This is a genomic window from Cronobacter sp. 153480017-3 (assembly GCF_053627815.1).
On sequence record NZ_JBSEYN010000001.1, the window covers coordinates 594,442 to 612,085 of the forward strand.

Consider the following 17,644-nt stretch of genomic DNA (forward strand, 5'->3'; position numbering starts at 1 on the left):
TAGGAGCGCGTGGGCATAAAAAAAGCCCCGGCAAAAGACCGGGGCCTGGTACGAGCAAGCATCATATTGGGCGACATGATGCGCGGTAAAAACTGAGGGCAAAAATCATTGCACTGACGTAAGCGCCGCCTTCATGGCGGCTACCGCGTCGCCATCCACCTGGTAACGGGAATATTCGTCAACGCTTGCGTCCGAGGACATCGAGACGCCGGTATTGCGATAACGCATGGGAGAGGCTACATGGATGCCCGCCGAGCTGTGAAGCTCGTCTATCCCCTGCGCCAGGAACAGGTTAAGGTTGCTAAGCCGTACCCCTGCACCGGCCATAATGATTGGAGCACGGGATTTCTGTTTTAGTTCCGTAATTAATGAAATTCCTTTTTCCGCGCTCGCCTGCTGGCCGGAAGTCAGAATGCGCGCCACGCCGAGATCGGTTAATTCTTCCAGCGCTTTCAACGGGCTGGCGCACATGTCGAAGGCCCGGTGAAACGTCACCGCCATACCGTCGGCGGCGCGCATTATTTTACGCATTCGGGCGAGATCCACCCCACCGTCCTCATTCAGCACGCCGGTCACAAGCCCCGGAAAGCCCAGTTCACGGATAAACGTGATATCGTCCAGCATTGCCGCAAACTCGCTCTCGTTGTAGCAAAAATCGCCGCCGCGCGGACGCACGATAGGATGAATGGGGATCGTTATCTGCGCACGCACGCCTTTGAGCACGCCCGCTGACGGCGTCAGGCCGCCCTCGTTAACCGCCGAACACAGCTCAATGCGGTCAGCGCCCGCCGCCTGTGCGGTCATTGCGCAGGCCTGGCTGTAACAGCAGATTTCCAGTAACGCCATGGGTAACTCCCTGTAAATGAAAGTAGTGGTCAGCTGTGGGCAAACGTCTTAGTCTGAAAACCCCTTAGCCGCAGGACAACGTATCATGGCATTCAATTTCGACGAAGAGATCAACCGCCGTCACAGCGACAGCATTAAGTGGAACGCCCATGACGAATCGGTATTGCCGATGTGGGTGGCCGACACCGATTTCCGCTCGCCCGCCTGTATTACGGATGCGCTGATAGCGCGCGTGCAGCACGGCGTGTTTGGCTACGGCGCGCATCCGCAGGGGCTGGCTGAAGCCTTTATTGAATGGTGCCTGCGCCGTTACCAGTGGCGCGTTGAACCGGAGTGGCTGGTCTTTTTGCCAGGGATTGTGGCGGGGCTGAATCTCTCGGTGCGCGCGTTTACCTCGCCGGAAGAAACCACGCTTGCGCCGACGCCCATCTACCCGCCGTTTCGCAAATCCGCCGCCCTTGCCGGACGCGCGCAACTTAACGCGCCGTTGCAGCCGCGCGGCGAACGACTGGTGCTGGATCTGGAAAGCCTTCGTGCGCAGCTTACCGGGCGCGAAAAACTCCTGATGCTCTGTAACCCGCAAAATCCTGGCGGCACCGCATACCGCCGTGACGAACTCGAAGCGCAGCTCGCGTTTGCGCAGGAGCATGACCTTATCGTCTGTTCTGATGAGATCCACTGCGATCTGATCCTCACGCCCGGCGTACAACACATTCCGTTCGCCTCGCTCAGCGAGGACGCCGCGCGGCGCTCCATTACGCTCATGTCGCCGTCGAAAACGTTTAATATCGCCGGGCTTGGCGCGTCGGTGGCGGTGATCCCGGATGCCGCGCTGCGCCAGCGTTTTTGCGCCGCGCGTGAAGGCATTGTGCCGCATGTGGACGTACTGGCGCTGACGGCCGCCGAAGCGGCATGGCGCGGCGGTGAGCCGTGGCTTACTGAGCAAATTGCGTATCTGCGCCGCAACCGCGACCGGTTATACGCCGCCATTAGCGGGCTGTCGGGGCTTGAGATGGTAGTGCCGGAGGCGACGTATCTGGCGTGGGTGGATGCGTCCGGGCTTGGCGTTGAGAACCCGACGCGCTTCTTTAAGCGCCAGGGGCTCGGCTTCTCCCCCGGCGCGGATTTCGGCGCGCCGCAACACGTGCGGATTAATTTCGGATGTACCGCCGCCACGCTGGAGACGGCCATTACGCGTCTGACACAGGCGGTCAGTGCGGCGAACGTCAGGGCTTAAACACTGCCCGCACGCAGCCGTCCTCTTTGTTTTTAAACATTTCATAGCCACGCGGCGCGTCTTCCAGCGAGAAGCGGTGCGTGGCGAGGAAATCGGTGCGCAGTTCGCCGCGCGAGGCGTGATCCAGCAGGCGTTTCATATAGGCCTGGCCGTGCTGCTGGGCGGTGCGAATGGTTAAGCCTTTATTCATCGCCACGCCGAGCGGGAATTTATCCATCATGCCGTAAACGCCGAGAATGGCGAGCGTGCCGCCTTTACGGCAGGCGCGGATCGCCTGACGCAGCGCGGCGCCAATATCAGTATGCATTTTGAGCGCCTGTTTGGTGCGGTCATAGGCATATTCCAGCCCTTCGCCGTGCGCCTCCATCCCAACAGCGTCAATGCAGCTGTCCGGGCCGCGACCGCCGGTTATCTCAAGCAACGCTTCGTAAATATCCACGTTCGTGTAATCCAGCGGAATAGCACCCACGATGTCGCGCGCCATCGCCAGCCGCTCCGGGAAACGGTCAATGGCAATGACTCTTTCAGCGCCCAGCAGGAACGCGCTCTGGGCCGCCATCAGCCCGACACCGCCGCAGCCCCATACCGCCACCGTGTCGCCGGGGTGAATATTGCAAAAATCCGCGCCCATATAGCCTGTCGGCGCGGCGTCAGAGAGAAACAGTGCCTGCTCGTCAGAGACATTTTCCGGCACGATAAAGCAGTCGTTATCGGCGAACGGCACACGCACATATTCGGCATGCGACCCGGCATAGCCGCCGAACGCATGGCTGTAGGCGTAAATTCCTGCCGTCGGGTAGCCGAGGATTTTTTCCTGCAGATGCGCGTTCGGGTTGGTGTTATCGCAACACGAAGTCAGGCCGTGATTGCAGTACCAGCAGGAGCCGCACGAGATAAACGACGGCACCACGACGCGGTCGCCGCGGCGGATGTTTTTGACCTCCGGGCCCACTTCCACCACTTCGCCCATAAATTCATGGCCGAGGATATCGCCCTCTTCCATGCTCGGAATAAGTCCGTCGATGACGTGTAAATCGGAGCCGCAGGTCGTGGTCAGGCCCACTTTAAGGATGACATCATGCGGATTGACGATTGTCGGATCGCCCACGGTCTCGACGCGCAGATCGTTGACGCCGTTCCAGCAGAGTGCTCGCATCGGTTATTCCTCCACCTTGTCCATACCGTCGTGACGGCCCGCCGGTTGCGGTTTATTGGTCGCGATTTCGCCCGTCTCGGCGAGGCTTTTAAAACGCCGCAGCGCCTGGCTTAGCATCGCCTCCGGCACCAGATCGATTTTTTTCGACAGCCACTCGCCAAAAAAGCCGCCGGGAGGATCGAAGTGCAGCGAAAGCGTCACTTCCGTGCCGCGCTCCTCCGAAATATGACGAAACGTCAGCCTGCCGGCGTTAGGCACCGTGGCCTTTTTCTCAGACGCCCAGCTGATGTAGTGGCCGCGCTCTTCATCGGTGATATAGGCATCCCACTCAACGGTTTTGCCAAGCGGCATTCGCACGGCCCAGTGGGACGCGGTGTTGCTGAGAATGGTAATGTGGGCGAAATGTCCCATGATGCGTGGCAGGGTGGACGGCGCGCGCCATAAATCAAACAGCTCCTCGGCGGAGCGATGGATAAGCAGGGAGCGGCGCAGCCCCGGCTCATCGCGGTTAATCCAGAGATCGGTACGTTTTACGGTTTGTTGCATGAGTCTCTCCCATCGGGTCGAAAACAGGCGTCGGGTCTCTCCTTACTCTTTTCATGCGGGGGCGTGCGGGAAATGGTCCCCTGAATACTATAGACAAAAAAAGGGCCAGACTTTGCGCCAGTCTGGCCCCGCAGCGTCAGGCGAACCGCTATTGCTGTTCGCTCGCGACGATCTCTTCGATGGAATACGGGTGAAATTTGATGGTGACGATGCGGTCGGTGACGGCGAGCGTCGGGTTCGGCAACCGCTCATGCTCACCTGCAGGTGAACTGGTTTTCACCGAAATATCCGGTGCCATCAGCCCTTCGTCGCCCAGCAGCGCCAGCGCGCGCTGGTTGAGCGATTCCGGCGCGCCGGGCAGCACGATTTCAATATGTTCCCAGCCTTCATGCGGGTAGCGTTTTTCGCCAGGCCACGGCAGTTCGACAATCGTAAAGCGCCATGGTCCGACGCAGACCGGCTCATCAAGGCGAAAAAGGCAAATGGGGCGGCCATTAATGATGTTTTCGCTAAGCAGCGTGCCGCACTGCTCAAACCCTTTACGCCAGCGCTCGGCGGTGGCGTTCTGGTGGCAGCGCAGCGAAATATGATCGGCGTGCAGGCCGTTAATATTGAGCGCAAGACGCCCGGCGAGCGTCTGTAACGCCGCTTCAAAACGCGGCAGATCCGCGCGGATATCCTGGAGTTCTTCTGGTGTGTGCCAGTGGGTCATTGGCTTTTCCCGTACGGTGACAAAGGCGCTAATCTACCCTGTTTGAAGCCCGCGCTCCAGCACGTACCACCCTGCCCGCCGGTGCTGACGCCGCCGCCTAAATGCAGTATACTTTTGCCCTCTTTTTTCTTAAGACCGCACGCTGCCGCCTTCGACTGGCAGCGTTATTAACGTAAGGTATCCCGGTGAATATTCAGGCTCTTCTCTCAGAAAAAGTCAGTCAGGCGCTGATTGCCGCAGGTGCGCCTGCGGATTGCGAACCGCAGGTTCGTCAGTCAGCCAAAGCGCAGTTCGGCGACTATCAGGCTAACGGCGTGATGGCTATCGCGAAAAAACTGGGCATGCCGCCGCGACAATTCGCCGAGCAGGCACTGGCCCATCTGGATCTCACCGGGATCGCCGCGAAGACCGAAATCGCAGGCCCTGGCTTTATCAATATTTTCCTCGATCCGGCATTCCTTGCGAAAAACATCGAGGCGGCTGTCGCCTCCGATCGCGCGGGCGTGGAAAAAGTCAGCGCGCCGCAGACCATCGTGGTGGATTACTCCGCCCCAAACGTTGCTAAAGAGATGCACGTGGGCCACGTTCGCTCCACCATTATCGGCGATGCGTCCGTTCGTACCCTGGAGTTTCTCGGCCACAAAGTTATTCGCGCCAACCACGTCGGTGACTGGGGCACCCAGTTCGGTATGCTGATTGCTTATCTTGAGAAACAGCAGCAGGAAAACGCCGGCGAGATGGCGCTCTCGGATCTCGAAGGGTTCTATCGCGAAGCCAAAAAGCATTACGACGAAGATGAAGCGTTCGCCGAGCGCGCGCGCAGCTACGTGGTGAAACTGCAGGGCGGCGATGAATATTGCCGCGAGATGTGGCGCAAGCTCGTTGACATCACCATGACGCAGAATCAGATAACCTATCAGCGTCTTAATGTCACCCTGACGCGCGACGACGTGATGGGCGAAAGTCTTTACAACCCGATGCTGCCTGGCATTGTCGCCGATCTGAAAGCCAAAGGTCTGGCGGTGGAGAGCGAAGGCGCTACCGTGGTCTTCCTGGACGAGTTCAAAAATAAAGAAGGCGAGCCGATGGGCGTCATCATCCAGAAAAAGGATGGCGGCTACCTCTACACCACAACCGATATCGCCTGCGCGAAGTACCGCTACGAAACGCTGCATGCCGACCGCGTGCTCTACTACATCGACTCCCGTCAGCACCAGCATCTGATGCAGGCGTGGACCATCGTGCGTAAAGCGGGCTACGTGCCGGAATCCGTCCCGCTGGAACACCACATGTTCGGCATGATGCTTGGCAAAGATGGCAAACCGTTTAAAACCCGCGCGGGCGGCACCATTAAGCTGTCCGAACTGCTGGACGAAGCGCTGGATCGCGCACGTCGCCTGGTTGCCGGCAAAAACCCGGATATGCCGGCCGACGAGCTTGAGAAACTGGCGAACGCCGTCGGCATCGGCGCGGTGAAATATGCGGATCTCTCGAAGAGCCGCACCACCGATTACATTTTCGACTGGGATAACATGCTGGCCTTCGAAGGCAACACTGCGCCGTATATGCAGTACGCCTATACCCGCGTGCTGTCGGTGTTCCGCAAAGCGGGCGTTAAAGAGAGCGAACTGACGGCACCGGTGGTGATTCAGGACGACCGCGAAGCACAGCTCGCCGCGCGCCTGTTGCAGTTCGAAGAGACGCTGGGCGTGGTGGCTCGTGACGGTACGCCACACGTTATGTGCGCGTATCTCTACGATCTGGCGGGTCTGTTCTCCGGCTTCTACGAGCACTGCCCTATTCTCACCGCTGAAACCGAGGCGCTGCGCCAGAGCCGCCTGAAGCTGGCGCTGCTGACCGCGAAAACGCTGAAGCTCGGTCTGGATACGCTCGGTATCGAAACCGTCGAACGTATGTAAACGCTGCGCTCAGGCATAAAAAAGGCCCGTCACTGACGGGCCTTTTTATTGGCATTCTCTGGCGGCTTAATATTTTTGCGGGAGCTTGCCGATGGTGATCAAACGGCCGCGCTGGATTTCGATATACCCGCCTTTGCGTAACTCCTGAATGACTTTCATCACATAGCTTTTTGATAAATTGGTGGTACTGGTAATGTACTGGCTTGCGTTTATATTGATGCGCGACTCCAACGGCATTTCGCCAAGCGTAATGAGTGATTTCCGCACCAGCATATACGAATCGGCGGCGTAAAAATGGTAATTTTTCCAGAGCAAAACGTAATAATAAAACGAGATTACATGACTCAGTTCCTTCCAGAGTTTTTGCTCTTCAATAACAGCAAGAAAATCAGCACGGCTGATCCTTTTTACAAGACTGTCTTCTTTTATTATTAATCGAAAATGTTCAAACCGGGCATTATTAGGTTGCAATGAAATACCAAAAATATTCGACCGATTCGTTTCAAAGAAAATGAGGTTATCCCAATCCCGCGTCAGAGCAAGGCTGCCTGACAACAGAATATTTACAGACTCTTCATTTTGCGCCAGGCACGAGCCGCGCGGATATTCTTTAATCGTACCGTGACAATGAAAGGCGTTAATCAGCGCATTAATCTGAGCGTCCGGCCGTGGGGGTAAAGGATAGTGGTTCATTTATATGATCCATCAGAATTAACGGCTTCGCAGATCGGTGATCCCTGCCGGCAGCACTCCGGAATTCAGGCAGATATGCGAATGCATTATCAATTGTGCAACCGCGTAGCCAGACGAAACCGTACCTTCATGTCTGATTAATACCTTAGAGACATTAAGGCGACAGAACGACATGTCGCGTAATGCATTTATAAAATACATCCGAAATAATACTCTTTGCGCATAGCAAAGAATCACGGCGTCATAGCAGCGACATTGCTGGATTTACCTGGTTATTGTTACTGTAAAAAATAAACCAACAATAATGGCAGTGCGGCTGGCATTTTAAAGACTGACAACAAAGAAACAAGATACAATGAATTACTTTTTTGGAGGAATTTAATATTGAAAATATAATATTAGCTGGATAAGCGCGGTATTAATATTATCAGAGCCATAACAAGAGGCATACTGTATAAATAAGCTAATACTAATAGCTTAAATGCTTTCCGGCTAATACGATAAGCGTGATGAGCGGGACGGTGCGGAATTAAACATTTTAAGCAGTGTAAGAACAATCAAATGTACGCCGCGTGACGGGATTTGGCACGCGGCGCATATCGTTACAGATAAGTGCGCAGGTATTCCGTCAGACACAGAATAGCCATTGCCTGACCATAAGGCATCGACGTAAGCGGGATCTGCCGGTAAAAGTCGAGATCGCTTCCCATGCCGGTGCCGAACGATACCTGCAACAGCTCGCCCTGCGGCGAAACGTTCGCCACTACGCCTTTGATAGCCTTCTCCGCCACCAGGCCGTACTCCTTGCCGATATAGCGCTTGCGCACCGCCTTCAGCAGGCCGCAGGCGAACCCGGCCGTGGCGGACGCTTCCAGGTAGGAACTGGGATCGTCAAGAAGGGTGTGCCACAACCCGCTCTCATCCTGACACTCTGCCAGCGCCGCCGCCTGGCGCGCCAATACCTGCGTCAGATAGCGGCGCACCGGATGCTGCTCCGGCCAGTCCATCAGCTCAAGAAAATCGGGGATAACAATCGTCACCCAGCTATTGCCGCGCGCCCAGCGAGCGTTCGCAAAATTATGGCAACCTTCGTAATTCCAGCCGTGGAACCACAGCCCGGTTTTCCGGTCCATCAGGTTCTGCATATGCAGCAGGAACTGATAGATCGCCTCATCAACGTACGCCTGACGCCCGAGCAGCTTGCCGATTTTAGCGAGCGGCAGAACCGTCATCATCAGCGTGTCGTCCCACATCTGCTGATGATTCTCTTCAGCGAGCGTGATGTGCTGCATCCCGCCCTGGTCGGTGCGCGGCATTTCATACATGGCCCATTCGGCCCAGGTTTCAAGCCAGGGTAACAGCGCGGGGTCGCGCGTCTCTTCATAGCGGTACGCCAGCGTCAGGAACGGGGCCATCGTGTTGACGTTTTTGGTGGTGGCGCCTTCGGCAAAGCGCGCCGCGAACCAGTCGTCAATCACCGCGCGCATCCGCTCATCACCGGTCTGGCGGTAATATTGATAAATGCCGTACAGCCCTACCCCGTGCGTCCACTCCCAGCCTGCCCAGCCTTTGGTATCAATCACGCGCCCGTCATCGAGGCGCAGGAGGAACTGCCCGGTTTCATCTTTAATGTTGATCAGGTTGTCGGTAATTTTGTGGATCATCGCCTTCAGTTCATCACGGGCAATGAAACGCTCCGGCTGACGCAGCAGCGGGCTGTGTTTTACGGGCCAGACAATCATTAACTTAACCTCTGTGTCGTATCAAATTCGGGAGTGACCGTTTTCAGCGGGGGTGCCGCTGGCTTATTGCGGTTCAGATAGCCAATGTTGTTATTCCCCCACAGGCTTTCATAAGGCATGCCCGCCAGCATCTCGACCGTCGCGCGGTTCGCGGGGCTGATGCTCTCCGGCATCACACGGCCGCTGGCGCGCATCTTCGCGGTCTCTTCACGCAGGATGCTGTGGGTTTTCAGGTTGAGCTTAAAGCGCAGGGAAATCAGGAAACCGCAGGCCAGCACGGCTATCGTGCCGACGCTTAAAATGGTCAGAATGGTATGGCTCACCGCGGGTGCCTGGGTGCTCTGGCCGGAGACAAACCCGGACATCTGCATCACAATTCCCACCAGCATCACCGCGCCCGCCTGCGAGGCTTTACGGGTGAGCGTCATTATCCCCGCAAAAATGCCCTCGCGGCGCTGCCCGGTAACCACTTCATCGACATCGGCGATATAGGTGTAGGTATTCCACGGCACATAGTTAATGCCGCCGCGCCCGAGGCCCGCCAGCGCCGAGACCAACAACAGCAGCGAGTAAATATCGCTCATGCCGGTATAATAGAGCAGCGCGTAAGAGAGCGAGCTCAGGCCAAACAGCACCACCACCATGCGATAAGACGGCGCAGGCCCGAAGCGGATGCAAAGCGGGATCATCGCGATAACAGCGATAAACTGGAATACCGCCATCGTGCCGAGCAGATTAGAGGCGACAGACGCTTCCTGCATCAGCACAAACACCACGTAGTAAGTAAACACCGCGTTGAAGACGTCCTGGGCGATATAGCCGCCGAGATACATGCCAAGATGCTGGCGGAAAATACGGATACGCAGCGTGGAGGAGAGTTCAACCACCAGACGGCGCAGGCTCTGGCCGAGCGTCAGGTGTTTCTTCTCTTCTTCGGCGCGCAGCGCGGCCTGTGACCATTCTTCGCGCGGGCGCTCCCAGGTGAAGATCCACACCAGCGTCAGCATGATCGCGCAGAGCACCGAGAAGACCAGGCTTGCATAGAAGAAGGAGACTGCATTGTCTTTACCGAAGTGCGTCAGCAGCACGCCCGGCAGGAACGACGCCAGAATGGCGGACATCTGGGCCATCGAAATACGCGCGCCGGAGAATTTGGTTTTCTGTTTGAAATCATCGGTCATTTCCGGCACCAGCGTCTCGTAAGGCACCAGAATCATGGTGTAGACGATATCAAACAGCAGGTAGGTGAGCAGGTAGTACCAGAATCCCATATCTCCCACCCACATCAGCGAGTAGCTAAAGACACAGGGAATGCCGAGCAGGATAAAGAATTTCCGGCGGCCAAACCGGCGGCCGAGCCAGGTGGTGCCGAAGTTGTCAGTAAGAAAGCCCATCAGCGGGCTGACCACCGCATCGGCGACCCTCGCCGCCGCGAAAATGAAGGTCGCCTCAATCGGGCTTAAGCCACAGAAGGTCGTGTAGAAATAGAGAAGCCACGCTGCCGTGAGGGCGGTCGTTCCTGCGCCGAGGAAGTCTCCTGACCCGTAGGCAAGGTAATTTGCCAGTCCTGGTTTACGCGTTTTCATCGCCGTCACCCTGTGTGTTTTTATGTGGAGTCCTGCGGCCAGGCGCAGAGCTATCAGGGCTAAAGTAAAAGTATGGCGGGTGGGAAACCTTTCCTTTTCTGCCACCTGAAACGCAATACTGGCAAAAATACAAAGAGCGCCGCCACCGGCTTCACTGATTTATAAAACAGCGTTTCGAAGTGTTCAAAGCGGGAGTTCAGAACTGCGAGCCAGCCGCCAAAAATCGGACGGCCGGAGAAAGAAAACGCGCGGCGGCGCGTTTTACAGAAGATGGTTAACGGTAATTGACGATGACCTGGCTGCTGCGCACTTCCAGCGCAGGCCACAGCCTGCCGCCGCCCGGCACTTCAAAGATAAAGCGCAGCGGCTCGGCGGCGGAAACGTTGGTAAAGGCGCGCGTGGTGCCGGTCTGGTCGTCCACGTCCACACAGCGGGTCTGCGAGCAGAGCCGCGCCACCATGCCTGCGGGCGTCGGGCCTGCCAGCTCATAGCGCCAGACCACGACCGTCATCACGCCCTGCGGCGGCGGGGAATCCGGTGCCAGCAGCGGTGACGAGGCCGCCATGCCGCGCTGGCTCACTACCGGCCCCATCGCGCTCGCCTGCCAGGCGCCCTCTCCTGCGGCGTTCGCCAGCACAGGCAGCGTCAGCAACGCCATTAACAAGCGCGCGCGCATTATTTACCTCCGATGCTGGACGTCATGCGGATATTGCGGTTATCGGAGAGCTCAAGGTTCGAGAGCACCACCAGCTGCGGCAGATTGCGGCGCAGGAAACGCGCGAGCAACGGACGCAGCGCGTGGTTCACCAGCAGTACCGGCGGCGCGCCGAGCATCTCCTGGCGCGACAGCGCCTCTTGCGCCTGCTCAAGCAGGCGATCCGCAAGGCCAGGCTCCAGGCCACCGCCGCCCTGCAACGCCTGCAGCAGCAGACGCTCAAGCGACGTATCAAGCCCAATCACCTGCACTTCGTCGTTGCCAGGGAACCACTGCTGGGTAATCGCGCGGCCCAGCGCCACACGCACCACGGCGGTCAGTTCGTTTGGATCGTTCTGAACCGGCGCGTGCTCGGCAAGCGTTTCCAGAATGGTGCGCATGTCGCGGATTGGCACTTTCTCGGCAAGCAGGTTTTGCAGCACTTTATGCAGCGTGGTGAGCGTCACGACGCCCGGCACCAGATCTTCGGTCAGTTTCGGCAGCTCTTTGCTCACGCGATCGAGAAGCTGCTGCGCTTCCTGACGGCCAAACAGCTCAGCGGAGTATTGCGCGATCAGATGGTTCAGGTGCGTTGCCACCACGGTGCTGGCCTCAACCACTGTAAAGCCCTGGATTTGCGCCTGCTCTTTCAGCGCGCTTTCAATCCAGATAGCGGCCAGACCAAACGCCGGATCGACCGTCGGCTCGCCCGGCAGAGAGCCTGCGGCGGTGCCGGGGTTAATCGCCAGCCAGCGGCCCGGATAGGCTTCACCGCTGCCGATTTCCACGCCTTTCATCAGAATACGATAACGAGCCGGCGGCAGATCCATGTTGTCGCGGATATGCACCACCGGCGGCAGAAAGCCGAGATCCTGCGCGAATTTCTTACGGATACTGCGGATGCGGCCCAGCAGTTCGCCGTCCTGCTGCATATCCACCATCGGGATCAGGCGGTAGCCCACTTCCATCCCGAGCGAATCTTCCAGCTGCACGTCGTTCCAGGTCGCTTCCACGGCCTGCGGATTATCCTGCTGGATAACCGGCGCGGGCGCGGCTGGCGCCTGCTGTTCGCGGCCGCGCATCCACCAGGCGAGCCCCAGCAGCGCGGCGGTAAACAGCAGGAACACAAAGTTAGGCATCCCCGGCACCATACCGAGCAGGCCGAGGACGGCGGCGCTCAGCACCATCACGCGCGGGTTATTGAACAGCTGGCCGACCATCTGCTCGCCAACGTCCTGATCGGTGGCGACGCGGGTCACGATAACGCCCGCCGCGGTCGAAATCACCAGCGCCGGGATCTGTGCCACCAGGCCGTCACCGATGGTCAAAAGCGTATAGCTCTCCGCCGCCTGGCCGACCGGCATACCGTGCTGCACCACACCCACCAGCAGGCCGCCGATAATGTTGATAGCCATAATCAGCAAGCCCGCGACGGCGTCACCGCGCACGAACTTACTCGCACCGTCCATCGAGCCGTAAAAGTCGGCTTCCTGGGTCACTTCAGTACGGCGTTTTTTCGCTTCCTCTTCACCGATAAGCCCGGCGTTAAGGTCGGCGTCGATAGCCATCTGTTTGCCTGGCATCCCGTCAAGGACAAAGCGCGCGCCCACTTCCGCGATACGCCCCGCCCCCTTGGTGATAACCATGAAGTTAATGATGACGAGAATGATGAACACCACGATACCGATGGCGAAGTTGCCGCCGACCAGGAAGTGGCCGAACGCCTCCACCACTTTCCCCGCCGCCGCCGCACCCGTGTGGCCGTCCATCAGAATGATACGCGTGGACGCAATGTTCAGCGCCAGACGCAGCAACGTGGTAAACAGCAGAATGGTCGGGAACGCCGCGAACTCCAGCGTGCGCTGGGTGAACATCGCCACCAGCAGCACCATAATGGAAAGCGCGATGTTAAAGGTGAACAGCAAATCCAGGATGAAGGCCGGTAATGGCAGCACCATCATCGACAGGATCATCAGGATGATAACCGGCCCGGCGAGTATCTGCCATTGGGTCGATTTCAAATTGCCAGGCAGGCGCAGCATTGCCACCAGATTAGCCATCAGTGTCCTTCTCGTTCAAAAAATCCAGCGCCTCAGGCACCGGAAGGTTTTCAGGTTTCTTCGGAATCAAGCCGCCAGCCAGACGCCAGCGCTTGAGTTGCCATACCCATGCCAGCACTTCCGCGACGGCAGCGTAAAGCTGCCCTGGGATCTGCTGACCGATTTCCGCATGCCGGTATAACGCGCGCGCCAGCGGCGGCGCTTCCAGCATCGGAATTCGATGTTCATTACCAATTTCGCGAATACGCAGCGCCACCAGCCCTGCGCCTTTGGCCACCACTTTCGGGGCGCTCATCTTGTTCTCGTCATACTGCAACGCTACCGAGTAGTGCGTCGGGTTGTTGACGATAACGTCGGCTTTCGGTATGTCCGCCATCATGCGGCGACGGGCGGCTTCGCGCTGCTGCTGGCGAATGCGCCCTTTCACGTGCGGATCGCCTTCCTGGTTCTTGAATTCATCGCGGATATCCTGGCGCGACATGCGTAATTTTTTGGTGTGGCTGACTATCTGCCAGAACACGTCAAAGCCCACCATCGGCACCAGGCCCATCACGATAAGAATGCAGCACAGCGCGACCAGATTCAGGGCGTTGCGCATGGCGGCTATCGGCGATTCGCTGATAAGACGCATAATGTCTGGCCAGTTGTACCAGAGGAAACAGCCCGTCACGATGCCCACCAGGACCGACTTCAGAATGGCTTTCAGCAACTCCGCCAGCGACTGCGATGAAAAAATGCGTTTGATGCCCGGCAGCGGGTTCAGTTTTTCTGGCTTAAACGCCACCGCTTTCGGGTTAAACAGCAGGCCACCTAACAGCATCGGGGCAAACAGCGCCACAATCACCACGCCCATAATCAGCGGAACCAGCGCCATCAGCGCCTGCTTTATCAAAAAACTGATCTGCCCGACCACAAGTTTAGGGTCGTTAATAATGCTGTGATCGAAATGGAGGCCGTGAGAGAGCATGGCCGCCAGCTGACGTGCCAGCAGCGAACCACCTACCCAAATCACCGCGACGCCGACCAGCAGCATCAGCATGGAGGTCAGTTCACGGGAACGGGGGATCTGCCCTTCTTCTCGCGCCTTTTCTCGTCGGTGGGGTGTGGGGGCTTCTGTTTTGTCGTCGCTATCGTCTGACACGATTCGATTCTCGCAGCTACTATTACGCAGCTAGCATGCCAGAGGCGGGAAAAGCTAATGGGAAGAGAAAAGCGCAAAACCGGTGGTTGTTTCGCGCTTTACTGCCCTCCCCGAAGGGAGGGTTAGCGGGGATCAGAACCCCAGACTGTCGAGCAGGTCGTCGACCTGATCCTGGCTTGCCACGACGCCTGCGGCGGTGGCGTCCAGCTGCGGGCCGTTGAGCAGGCTGTCGTTCGGGCGCTTGGCGCGCGCGTTCGGCTCCGGCATGTTCTCCAGCAGCACCATCAGAAGCTGGCGCTCAATCTCCTGGATAACATCCATCATGCGCTTGATCACCTGACCGGTCAGATCCTGGAAATCCTGTGCCATCATGATTTCCAGAAGCTGGGCGTTGGTGAAGCTCGTATGGTCCGGCACCTCGGCCAGATACTGGCGGGTGTCGGTCACGAGTTCGCGCGCGTCGCTCAGTTCGATCGGGTTTTCGAACCATTCGTCCCAGCGGCCGCTCAGCGCTTTCGCGTCGCTTTCCAGTTTGTTCTGGTGAGGCTGCGAAGCCTCGACGCAGTTCAGGGCGCGTTCGGCGGCCTGCGCTGTCATCTGCACCACGTAATCCAGACGGTCGCGCGCGTCCGGGATAGCTTCCGCCGCTTCCGCAATCGCCTGATCAAGCCCCAGCTCGCGCAGACTGTCACGCAGCATGCGGGTAAGACTGCCGATACGGACAATAATGTCGCCAGTCGAATGCTCGTCAGTCGGTTTTATCGATGCCGTCATCTGCCTGTCCTCACATGCCGAGTTTTTCGAAAATCTTGCTCAGTTTTTCTTCAAGCGTCGCCGCCGTGAACGGTTTCACCACGTAGCCGCTGGCGCCTGCCTGCGCTGCCGCGATGATGTTCTCTTTCTTGGCTTCCGCCGTCACCATCAGTACCGGCATGGACGCCATAGCACCGTCGGCGCGAATGGTTTTGAGCAGCTCAAGACCATCCATGTTGGGCATGTTCCAGTCGGAAATCACGAAACCGAAACCACCGGTCTGCAGTTTGTTGAGGGCATCCACACCATCTTCCGCTTCTTCTACGTTGTTAAAACCCAGCTCTTTGAGCAGGTTACGTACAATGCGGCGCATGGTGGAGAAATCATCCACAACCAGAAACTTGAGATCTTTATCCGCCATAAAAACTGTACTCCTCGTTAAATACGTATTGCCTGTCCGGCACTGATTTTCGCCAGCATCTGCTGGCTGACCTGGCTTAGATCGACGACTTCGCTGACGCCACCCATATTGATGGCCTCACGCGGCATGCCGAACACCACACAACTCGCTTCGTTTTGGGCGATGGTCCAGGCGCCCGCCTGGTGCATCGCCAGCATTCCCGCCGCGCCATCGTTGCCCATCCCGGTGAGGATCACGCCCACCGCGTTGCGCCCCGCATGTTTGGCTACGGAGTGAAACAACACATCCACGGCCGGACGGTGCCGGTTAACTGGCGGCCCGTCGTGGATTTTTATCTGGTAGTTAGCGCCGCTGCGCGCGAGCTCCATATGCTTATCGCCTGGCGCGATATAGGCATGGCCCGGCAGCACGCGCTCGCCGTCTTCGGCTTCTTTCACGCTAATCTGGCACAGCTTGTTCAGTCGCTCGGCGAAAGAACGGGTAAATCCAGGCGGCATGTGCTGGGTAATCAGTACCGCCGGGCTTGAGAGCGGCAGCGGCTGGAGCACATGGCGAATCGCTTCGGTGCCGCCCGTGGAGGCACCAATGGCAATCAGTTTTTCCGAACTCAACAGCGGGCCTGCTTTCAGCGTTTTCGGCACCGCGTCCGGCAGGCGGGCGGAAATCCGCGCACGCGAGGCGGTACGCACTTTATCGGCAATCAGTTCGCTGTAGGCCAGCATCCCTTCACGAATGCCAAGCTGCGGCTTGGTCACGAAATCCACCGCGCCCAGCTCCAGCGCGCGCAGCGTCACTTCAGAGCCTTTTCCCGTCAGCGAAGAGACCATGACCACCGGCATCGGACGCAGACGCATCAGTTTTTCCAGGAAATCGAGGCCATCCATGCGCGGCATTTCAACATCCAGCGTTAAGACATCCGGGTTGAACTGCTTAATCAGATCGCGCGCCACCAGCGGGTCCGGCGCCGTCGCCACCATCTCCATATCGCTGTGGCTGTTGATAATTTCGGTCATGATTTGACGCATCAGCGCCGAATCATCTACTGACAACACTCTGATTTTACTCATTCTTTTTCCTTACTCAGGGCATACACCGTCTGACCGCGCAGCGAGAACTCCCGACTGAGGTTACTGAAGTTTTCCGAGTGGCCTGCAAACAGCAGACCGCCTGGCTTCAGCAGCGGAACAAAGCGTTTGAGGATCTCCTGCTGTGTTTCTTTATCGAAATAAATCATCACGTTGCGGCAGAAAATCGCGTCAAATGGCCCCGGTACGTTGTACTGCTTATCAAGCAGGTTCAGCGAGGCGAACTCAATCTGGTTCGCCAGTTCGTTACGCACGCGCACCAGCCCCTGGTGAGGCCCGGTGCCGCGCATAAAATAGCGTTGCATCTGCTGCGGCGAGAGGGTTTTCAGCTCCTCCTGCCGGTAAATTCCGCTCTGTGCTTTTTGCAGCACTTCGGTATCGATATCCGTGCCGTAGACTTTCCAGCGGCCAGGCGCGGTGCCGAGCGTATCGGCAAGCGTAATGGCGATGGAGTAAGGCTCCTCGCCCGTCGACGCCGCGGCGCTCCAGACGCGGTACTCGCCCGAACGCTTACGCGCGTGCTCCGCCAGCACCGGGAAGTGGTGCGCCTCGCGGAAAAACGCCGTCAGGTTGGTGGTCAGCGAGTTGATAAACGCCTGCCACTCGGCGCTGTTGGCATTGGCCTCCAGCATGCTGAGATAGCGTCCGAAATCATCCAGCCCGAGCGTGCGCAGACGACGAACCAGACGGTTGTAAACCATGTCCCGCTTATGTTCGGCCAGCACGATCCCGGCGCGCTGGTATATCAATTGACATATCCGACGGAAGTGGGTGTCGGACAGCGCAAGGCGCTGTGTCATCTGTACTAATAATGACGTTTGCCCAGCAGGCATGGATGATGTCATGTTGCCTTCTTCTTCACAGTCAGAGTGTTACTGGCACCCCTTACGGGGGTGCGGCCATCTTGTTACGCTTACAAAAGCCGTGTTCAAGGTTTAAGACTGAAACGTTTTTCTTATCGGACGCGCCATGCTGCACGCGGCCGATACGGTTCGGTTGTGCCGATGCACTGTGCGGTGCATCCCACGCTGTAGCGCCATGCGCCCTTGCCCC

16 protein-coding genes are annotated in these 17,644 nt (G+C 57.9%); 2 read left to right on the forward strand and 14 right to left on the reverse strand.

The features are described from left to right. Window positions 1-105: 105 nt before the first annotated feature. The gene (gene cutC / locus ACUW6V_RS02915) at window positions 106-846 is read right to left on the reverse strand and encodes a copper homeostasis protein CutC (RefSeq protein WP_454037977.1); all 741 of its coding nucleotides are present in this window, start codon (window positions 844-846) and stop codon (window positions 106-108) included. Window positions 847-931: 85 nt separating this feature from the next. Here cutC and ACUW6V_RS02920 point away from each other — a divergent pair, with 85 nt between their 5' ends. Then, window positions 932-2,083 (forward strand): MalY/PatB family protein, encoded by a 1,152-nt coding sequence (locus tag ACUW6V_RS02920; protein ID WP_454037978.1) that lies wholly within the window; start codon window positions 932-934, stop codon window positions 2,081-2,083. On the opposite strand, the gene ACUW6V_RS02925 is transcribed toward ACUW6V_RS02920, so the two are convergent. The 3 genes from ACUW6V_RS02925 to ACUW6V_RS02935 form a co-directional block, all read right to left on the reverse strand. Beyond that, window positions 2,073-3,239 carry a zinc-dependent alcohol dehydrogenase gene (locus tag ACUW6V_RS02925; protein WP_007900750.1) on the reverse strand — a complete coding sequence of 389 codons (1,167 nt, stop codon included), beginning with the start codon at window positions 3,237-3,239 and terminating at the stop codon, window positions 2,073-2,075. The genes ACUW6V_RS02920 and ACUW6V_RS02925 overlap by 11 nt on opposite strands. 3 nt (window positions 3,240-3,242) lie before the next feature. Continuing rightward, window positions 3,243-3,785, reverse strand: coding sequence for an SRPBCC family protein (locus ACUW6V_RS02930; RefSeq protein WP_004387404.1), 543 nt, complete (start codon window positions 3,783-3,785; stop codon window positions 3,243-3,245). Between the two features lie 148 nt (window positions 3,786-3,933). Continuing rightward, the gene (locus tag ACUW6V_RS02935; RefSeq protein ID WP_012124449.1) at window positions 3,934-4,497 is read right to left on the reverse strand and encodes a VOC family protein; all 564 of its coding nucleotides are present in this window, start codon (window positions 4,495-4,497) and stop codon (window positions 3,934-3,936) included. A gap of 185 nt (window positions 4,498-4,682) precedes the next feature. Between ACUW6V_RS02935 and argS the strand changes: the two genes are divergently transcribed. Further along, the gene (gene argS / locus ACUW6V_RS02940) at window positions 4,683-6,416 is read left to right on the forward strand and encodes an arginine--tRNA ligase (RefSeq protein WP_454037979.1); all 1,734 of its coding nucleotides are present in this window, start codon (window positions 4,683-4,685) and stop codon (window positions 6,414-6,416) included. A gap of 66 nt (window positions 6,417-6,482) precedes the next feature. On the opposite strand, the gene ACUW6V_RS02945 is transcribed toward argS, so the two are convergent. The 10 genes from ACUW6V_RS02945 to cheR form a co-directional block, all read right to left on the reverse strand. After that, entirely contained in the window at window positions 6,483-7,109 is a 627-nt protein-coding gene (locus ACUW6V_RS02945) for a helix-turn-helix domain-containing protein (protein ID WP_014728628.1), read from the reverse strand. 602 nt (window positions 7,110-7,711) lie between these two features. Then, window positions 7,712-8,851, reverse strand: a complete 1,140-nt coding sequence (gene bglB, locus ACUW6V_RS02950; RefSeq protein WP_012124448.1) for a beta-galactosidase BglB — start codon at window positions 8,849-8,851, stop codon at window positions 7,712-7,714. Beyond that, on the reverse strand, window positions 8,851-10,437 hold the full coding sequence (locus ACUW6V_RS02955) for an MFS transporter (RefSeq protein WP_032988434.1): 1,587 nt from the start codon (window positions 10,435-10,437) through the stop codon (window positions 8,851-8,853). Before ACUW6V_RS02955 ends, bglB begins: the two co-directional genes overlap by 1 nt. A gap of 274 nt (window positions 10,438-10,711) precedes the next feature. After that, window positions 10,712-11,113, reverse strand: coding sequence for a flagellar protein FlhE (gene flhE, locus ACUW6V_RS02960; RefSeq protein ID WP_007900770.1), 402 nt, complete (start codon window positions 11,111-11,113; stop codon window positions 10,712-10,714). Beyond that, complete coding sequence (flhA, locus tag ACUW6V_RS02965; protein ID WP_004387398.1) at window positions 11,113-13,191, reverse strand: flagellar biosynthesis protein FlhA; 2,079 nt, start codon at window positions 13,189-13,191, stop codon at window positions 11,113-11,115. Before flhA ends, flhE begins: the two co-directional genes overlap by 1 nt. Then, complete coding sequence (flhB, locus tag ACUW6V_RS02970; protein ID WP_015386598.1) at window positions 13,184-14,332, reverse strand: flagellar biosynthesis protein FlhB; 1,149 nt, start codon at window positions 14,330-14,332, stop codon at window positions 13,184-13,186. Before flhB ends, flhA begins: the two co-directional genes overlap by 8 nt. Window positions 14,333-14,464: 132 nt before the next feature. Beyond that, window positions 14,465-15,106: a protein phosphatase CheZ gene (gene cheZ, locus ACUW6V_RS02975; protein WP_004388327.1), complete on the reverse strand. Its 642-nt coding sequence runs from the start codon at window positions 15,104-15,106 to the stop codon at window positions 14,465-14,467. A 10-nt stretch (window positions 15,107-15,116) separates the two neighbouring features. After that, window positions 15,117-15,506 (reverse strand): chemotaxis response regulator CheY, encoded by a 390-nt coding sequence (cheY, locus tag ACUW6V_RS02980; protein ID WP_004388326.1) that lies wholly within the window; start codon window positions 15,504-15,506, stop codon window positions 15,117-15,119. Between the two features lie 17 nt (window positions 15,507-15,523). After that, a complete protein-coding gene (locus ACUW6V_RS02985) occupies window positions 15,524-16,573 on the reverse strand; it encodes a protein-glutamate methylesterase/protein-glutamine glutaminase (protein WP_004388325.1) in 1,050 nt (349 codons plus the stop codon). Beyond that, a complete protein-coding gene (gene cheR / locus ACUW6V_RS02990) occupies window positions 16,570-17,436 on the reverse strand; it encodes a protein-glutamate O-methyltransferase CheR (RefSeq protein ID WP_004388324.1) in 867 nt (288 codons plus the stop codon). The genes ACUW6V_RS02985 and cheR overlap by 4 nt, the downstream gene beginning before the upstream one ends. Window positions 17,437-17,644 lie beyond the last annotated feature (208 nt).

Bases quoted from the DNA above. Each gene is read 5' to 3' on its own strand.
- cutC (WP_454037977.1), bottom strand. From the start codon at position 846: ATGGCGTTACTGGAAATCTGCTGTTACAGCCAGGCCTGCGCAATGACC.
- ACUW6V_RS02920 (WP_454037978.1), top strand. From the start codon at position 932: ATGGCATTCAATTTCGACGAAGAGATCAACCGCCGTCACAGCGACAGC.
- ACUW6V_RS02925 (WP_007900750.1), bottom strand. From the start codon at position 3,239: ATGCGAGCACTCTGCTGGAACGGCGTCAACGATCTGCGCGTCGAGACC.
- ACUW6V_RS02930 (WP_004387404.1), bottom strand. From the start codon at position 3,785: ATGCAACAAACCGTAAAACGTACCGATCTCTGGATTAACCGCGATGAG.
- ACUW6V_RS02935 (WP_012124449.1), bottom strand. From the start codon at position 4,497: ATGACCCACTGGCACACACCAGAAGAACTCCAGGATATCCGCGCGGAT.
- ACUW6V_RS02945 (WP_014728628.1), bottom strand. From the start codon at position 7,109: ATGAACCACTATCCTTTACCCCCACGGCCGGACGCTCAGATTAATGCG.
- bglB (WP_012124448.1), bottom strand. From the start codon at position 8,851: ATGATTGTCTGGCCCGTAAAACACAGCCCGCTGCTGCGTCAGCCGGAG.
- ACUW6V_RS02955 (WP_032988434.1), bottom strand. From the start codon at position 10,437: ATGAAAACGCGTAAACCAGGACTGGCAAATTACCTTGCCTACGGGTCA.
- flhE (WP_007900770.1), bottom strand. From the start codon at position 11,113: ATGCGCGCGCGCTTGTTAATGGCGTTGCTGACGCTGCCTGTGCTGGCG.
- flhA (WP_004387398.1), bottom strand. From the start codon at position 13,191: ATGGCTAATCTGGTGGCAATGCTGCGCCTGCCTGGCAATTTGAAATCG.
- cheZ (WP_004388327.1), bottom strand. From the start codon at position 15,106: ATGACGGCATCGATAAAACCGACTGACGAGCATTCGACTGGCGACATT.
- cheY (WP_004388326.1), bottom strand. From the start codon at position 15,506: ATGGCGGATAAAGATCTCAAGTTTCTGGTTGTGGATGATTTCTCCACC.
- ACUW6V_RS02985 (WP_004388325.1), bottom strand. From the start codon at position 16,573: ATGAGTAAAATCAGAGTGTTGTCAGTAGATGATTCGGCGCTGATGCGT.
- cheR (WP_004388324.1), bottom strand. From the start codon at position 17,436: ATGACATCATCCATGCCTGCTGGGCAAACGTCATTATTAGTACAGATG.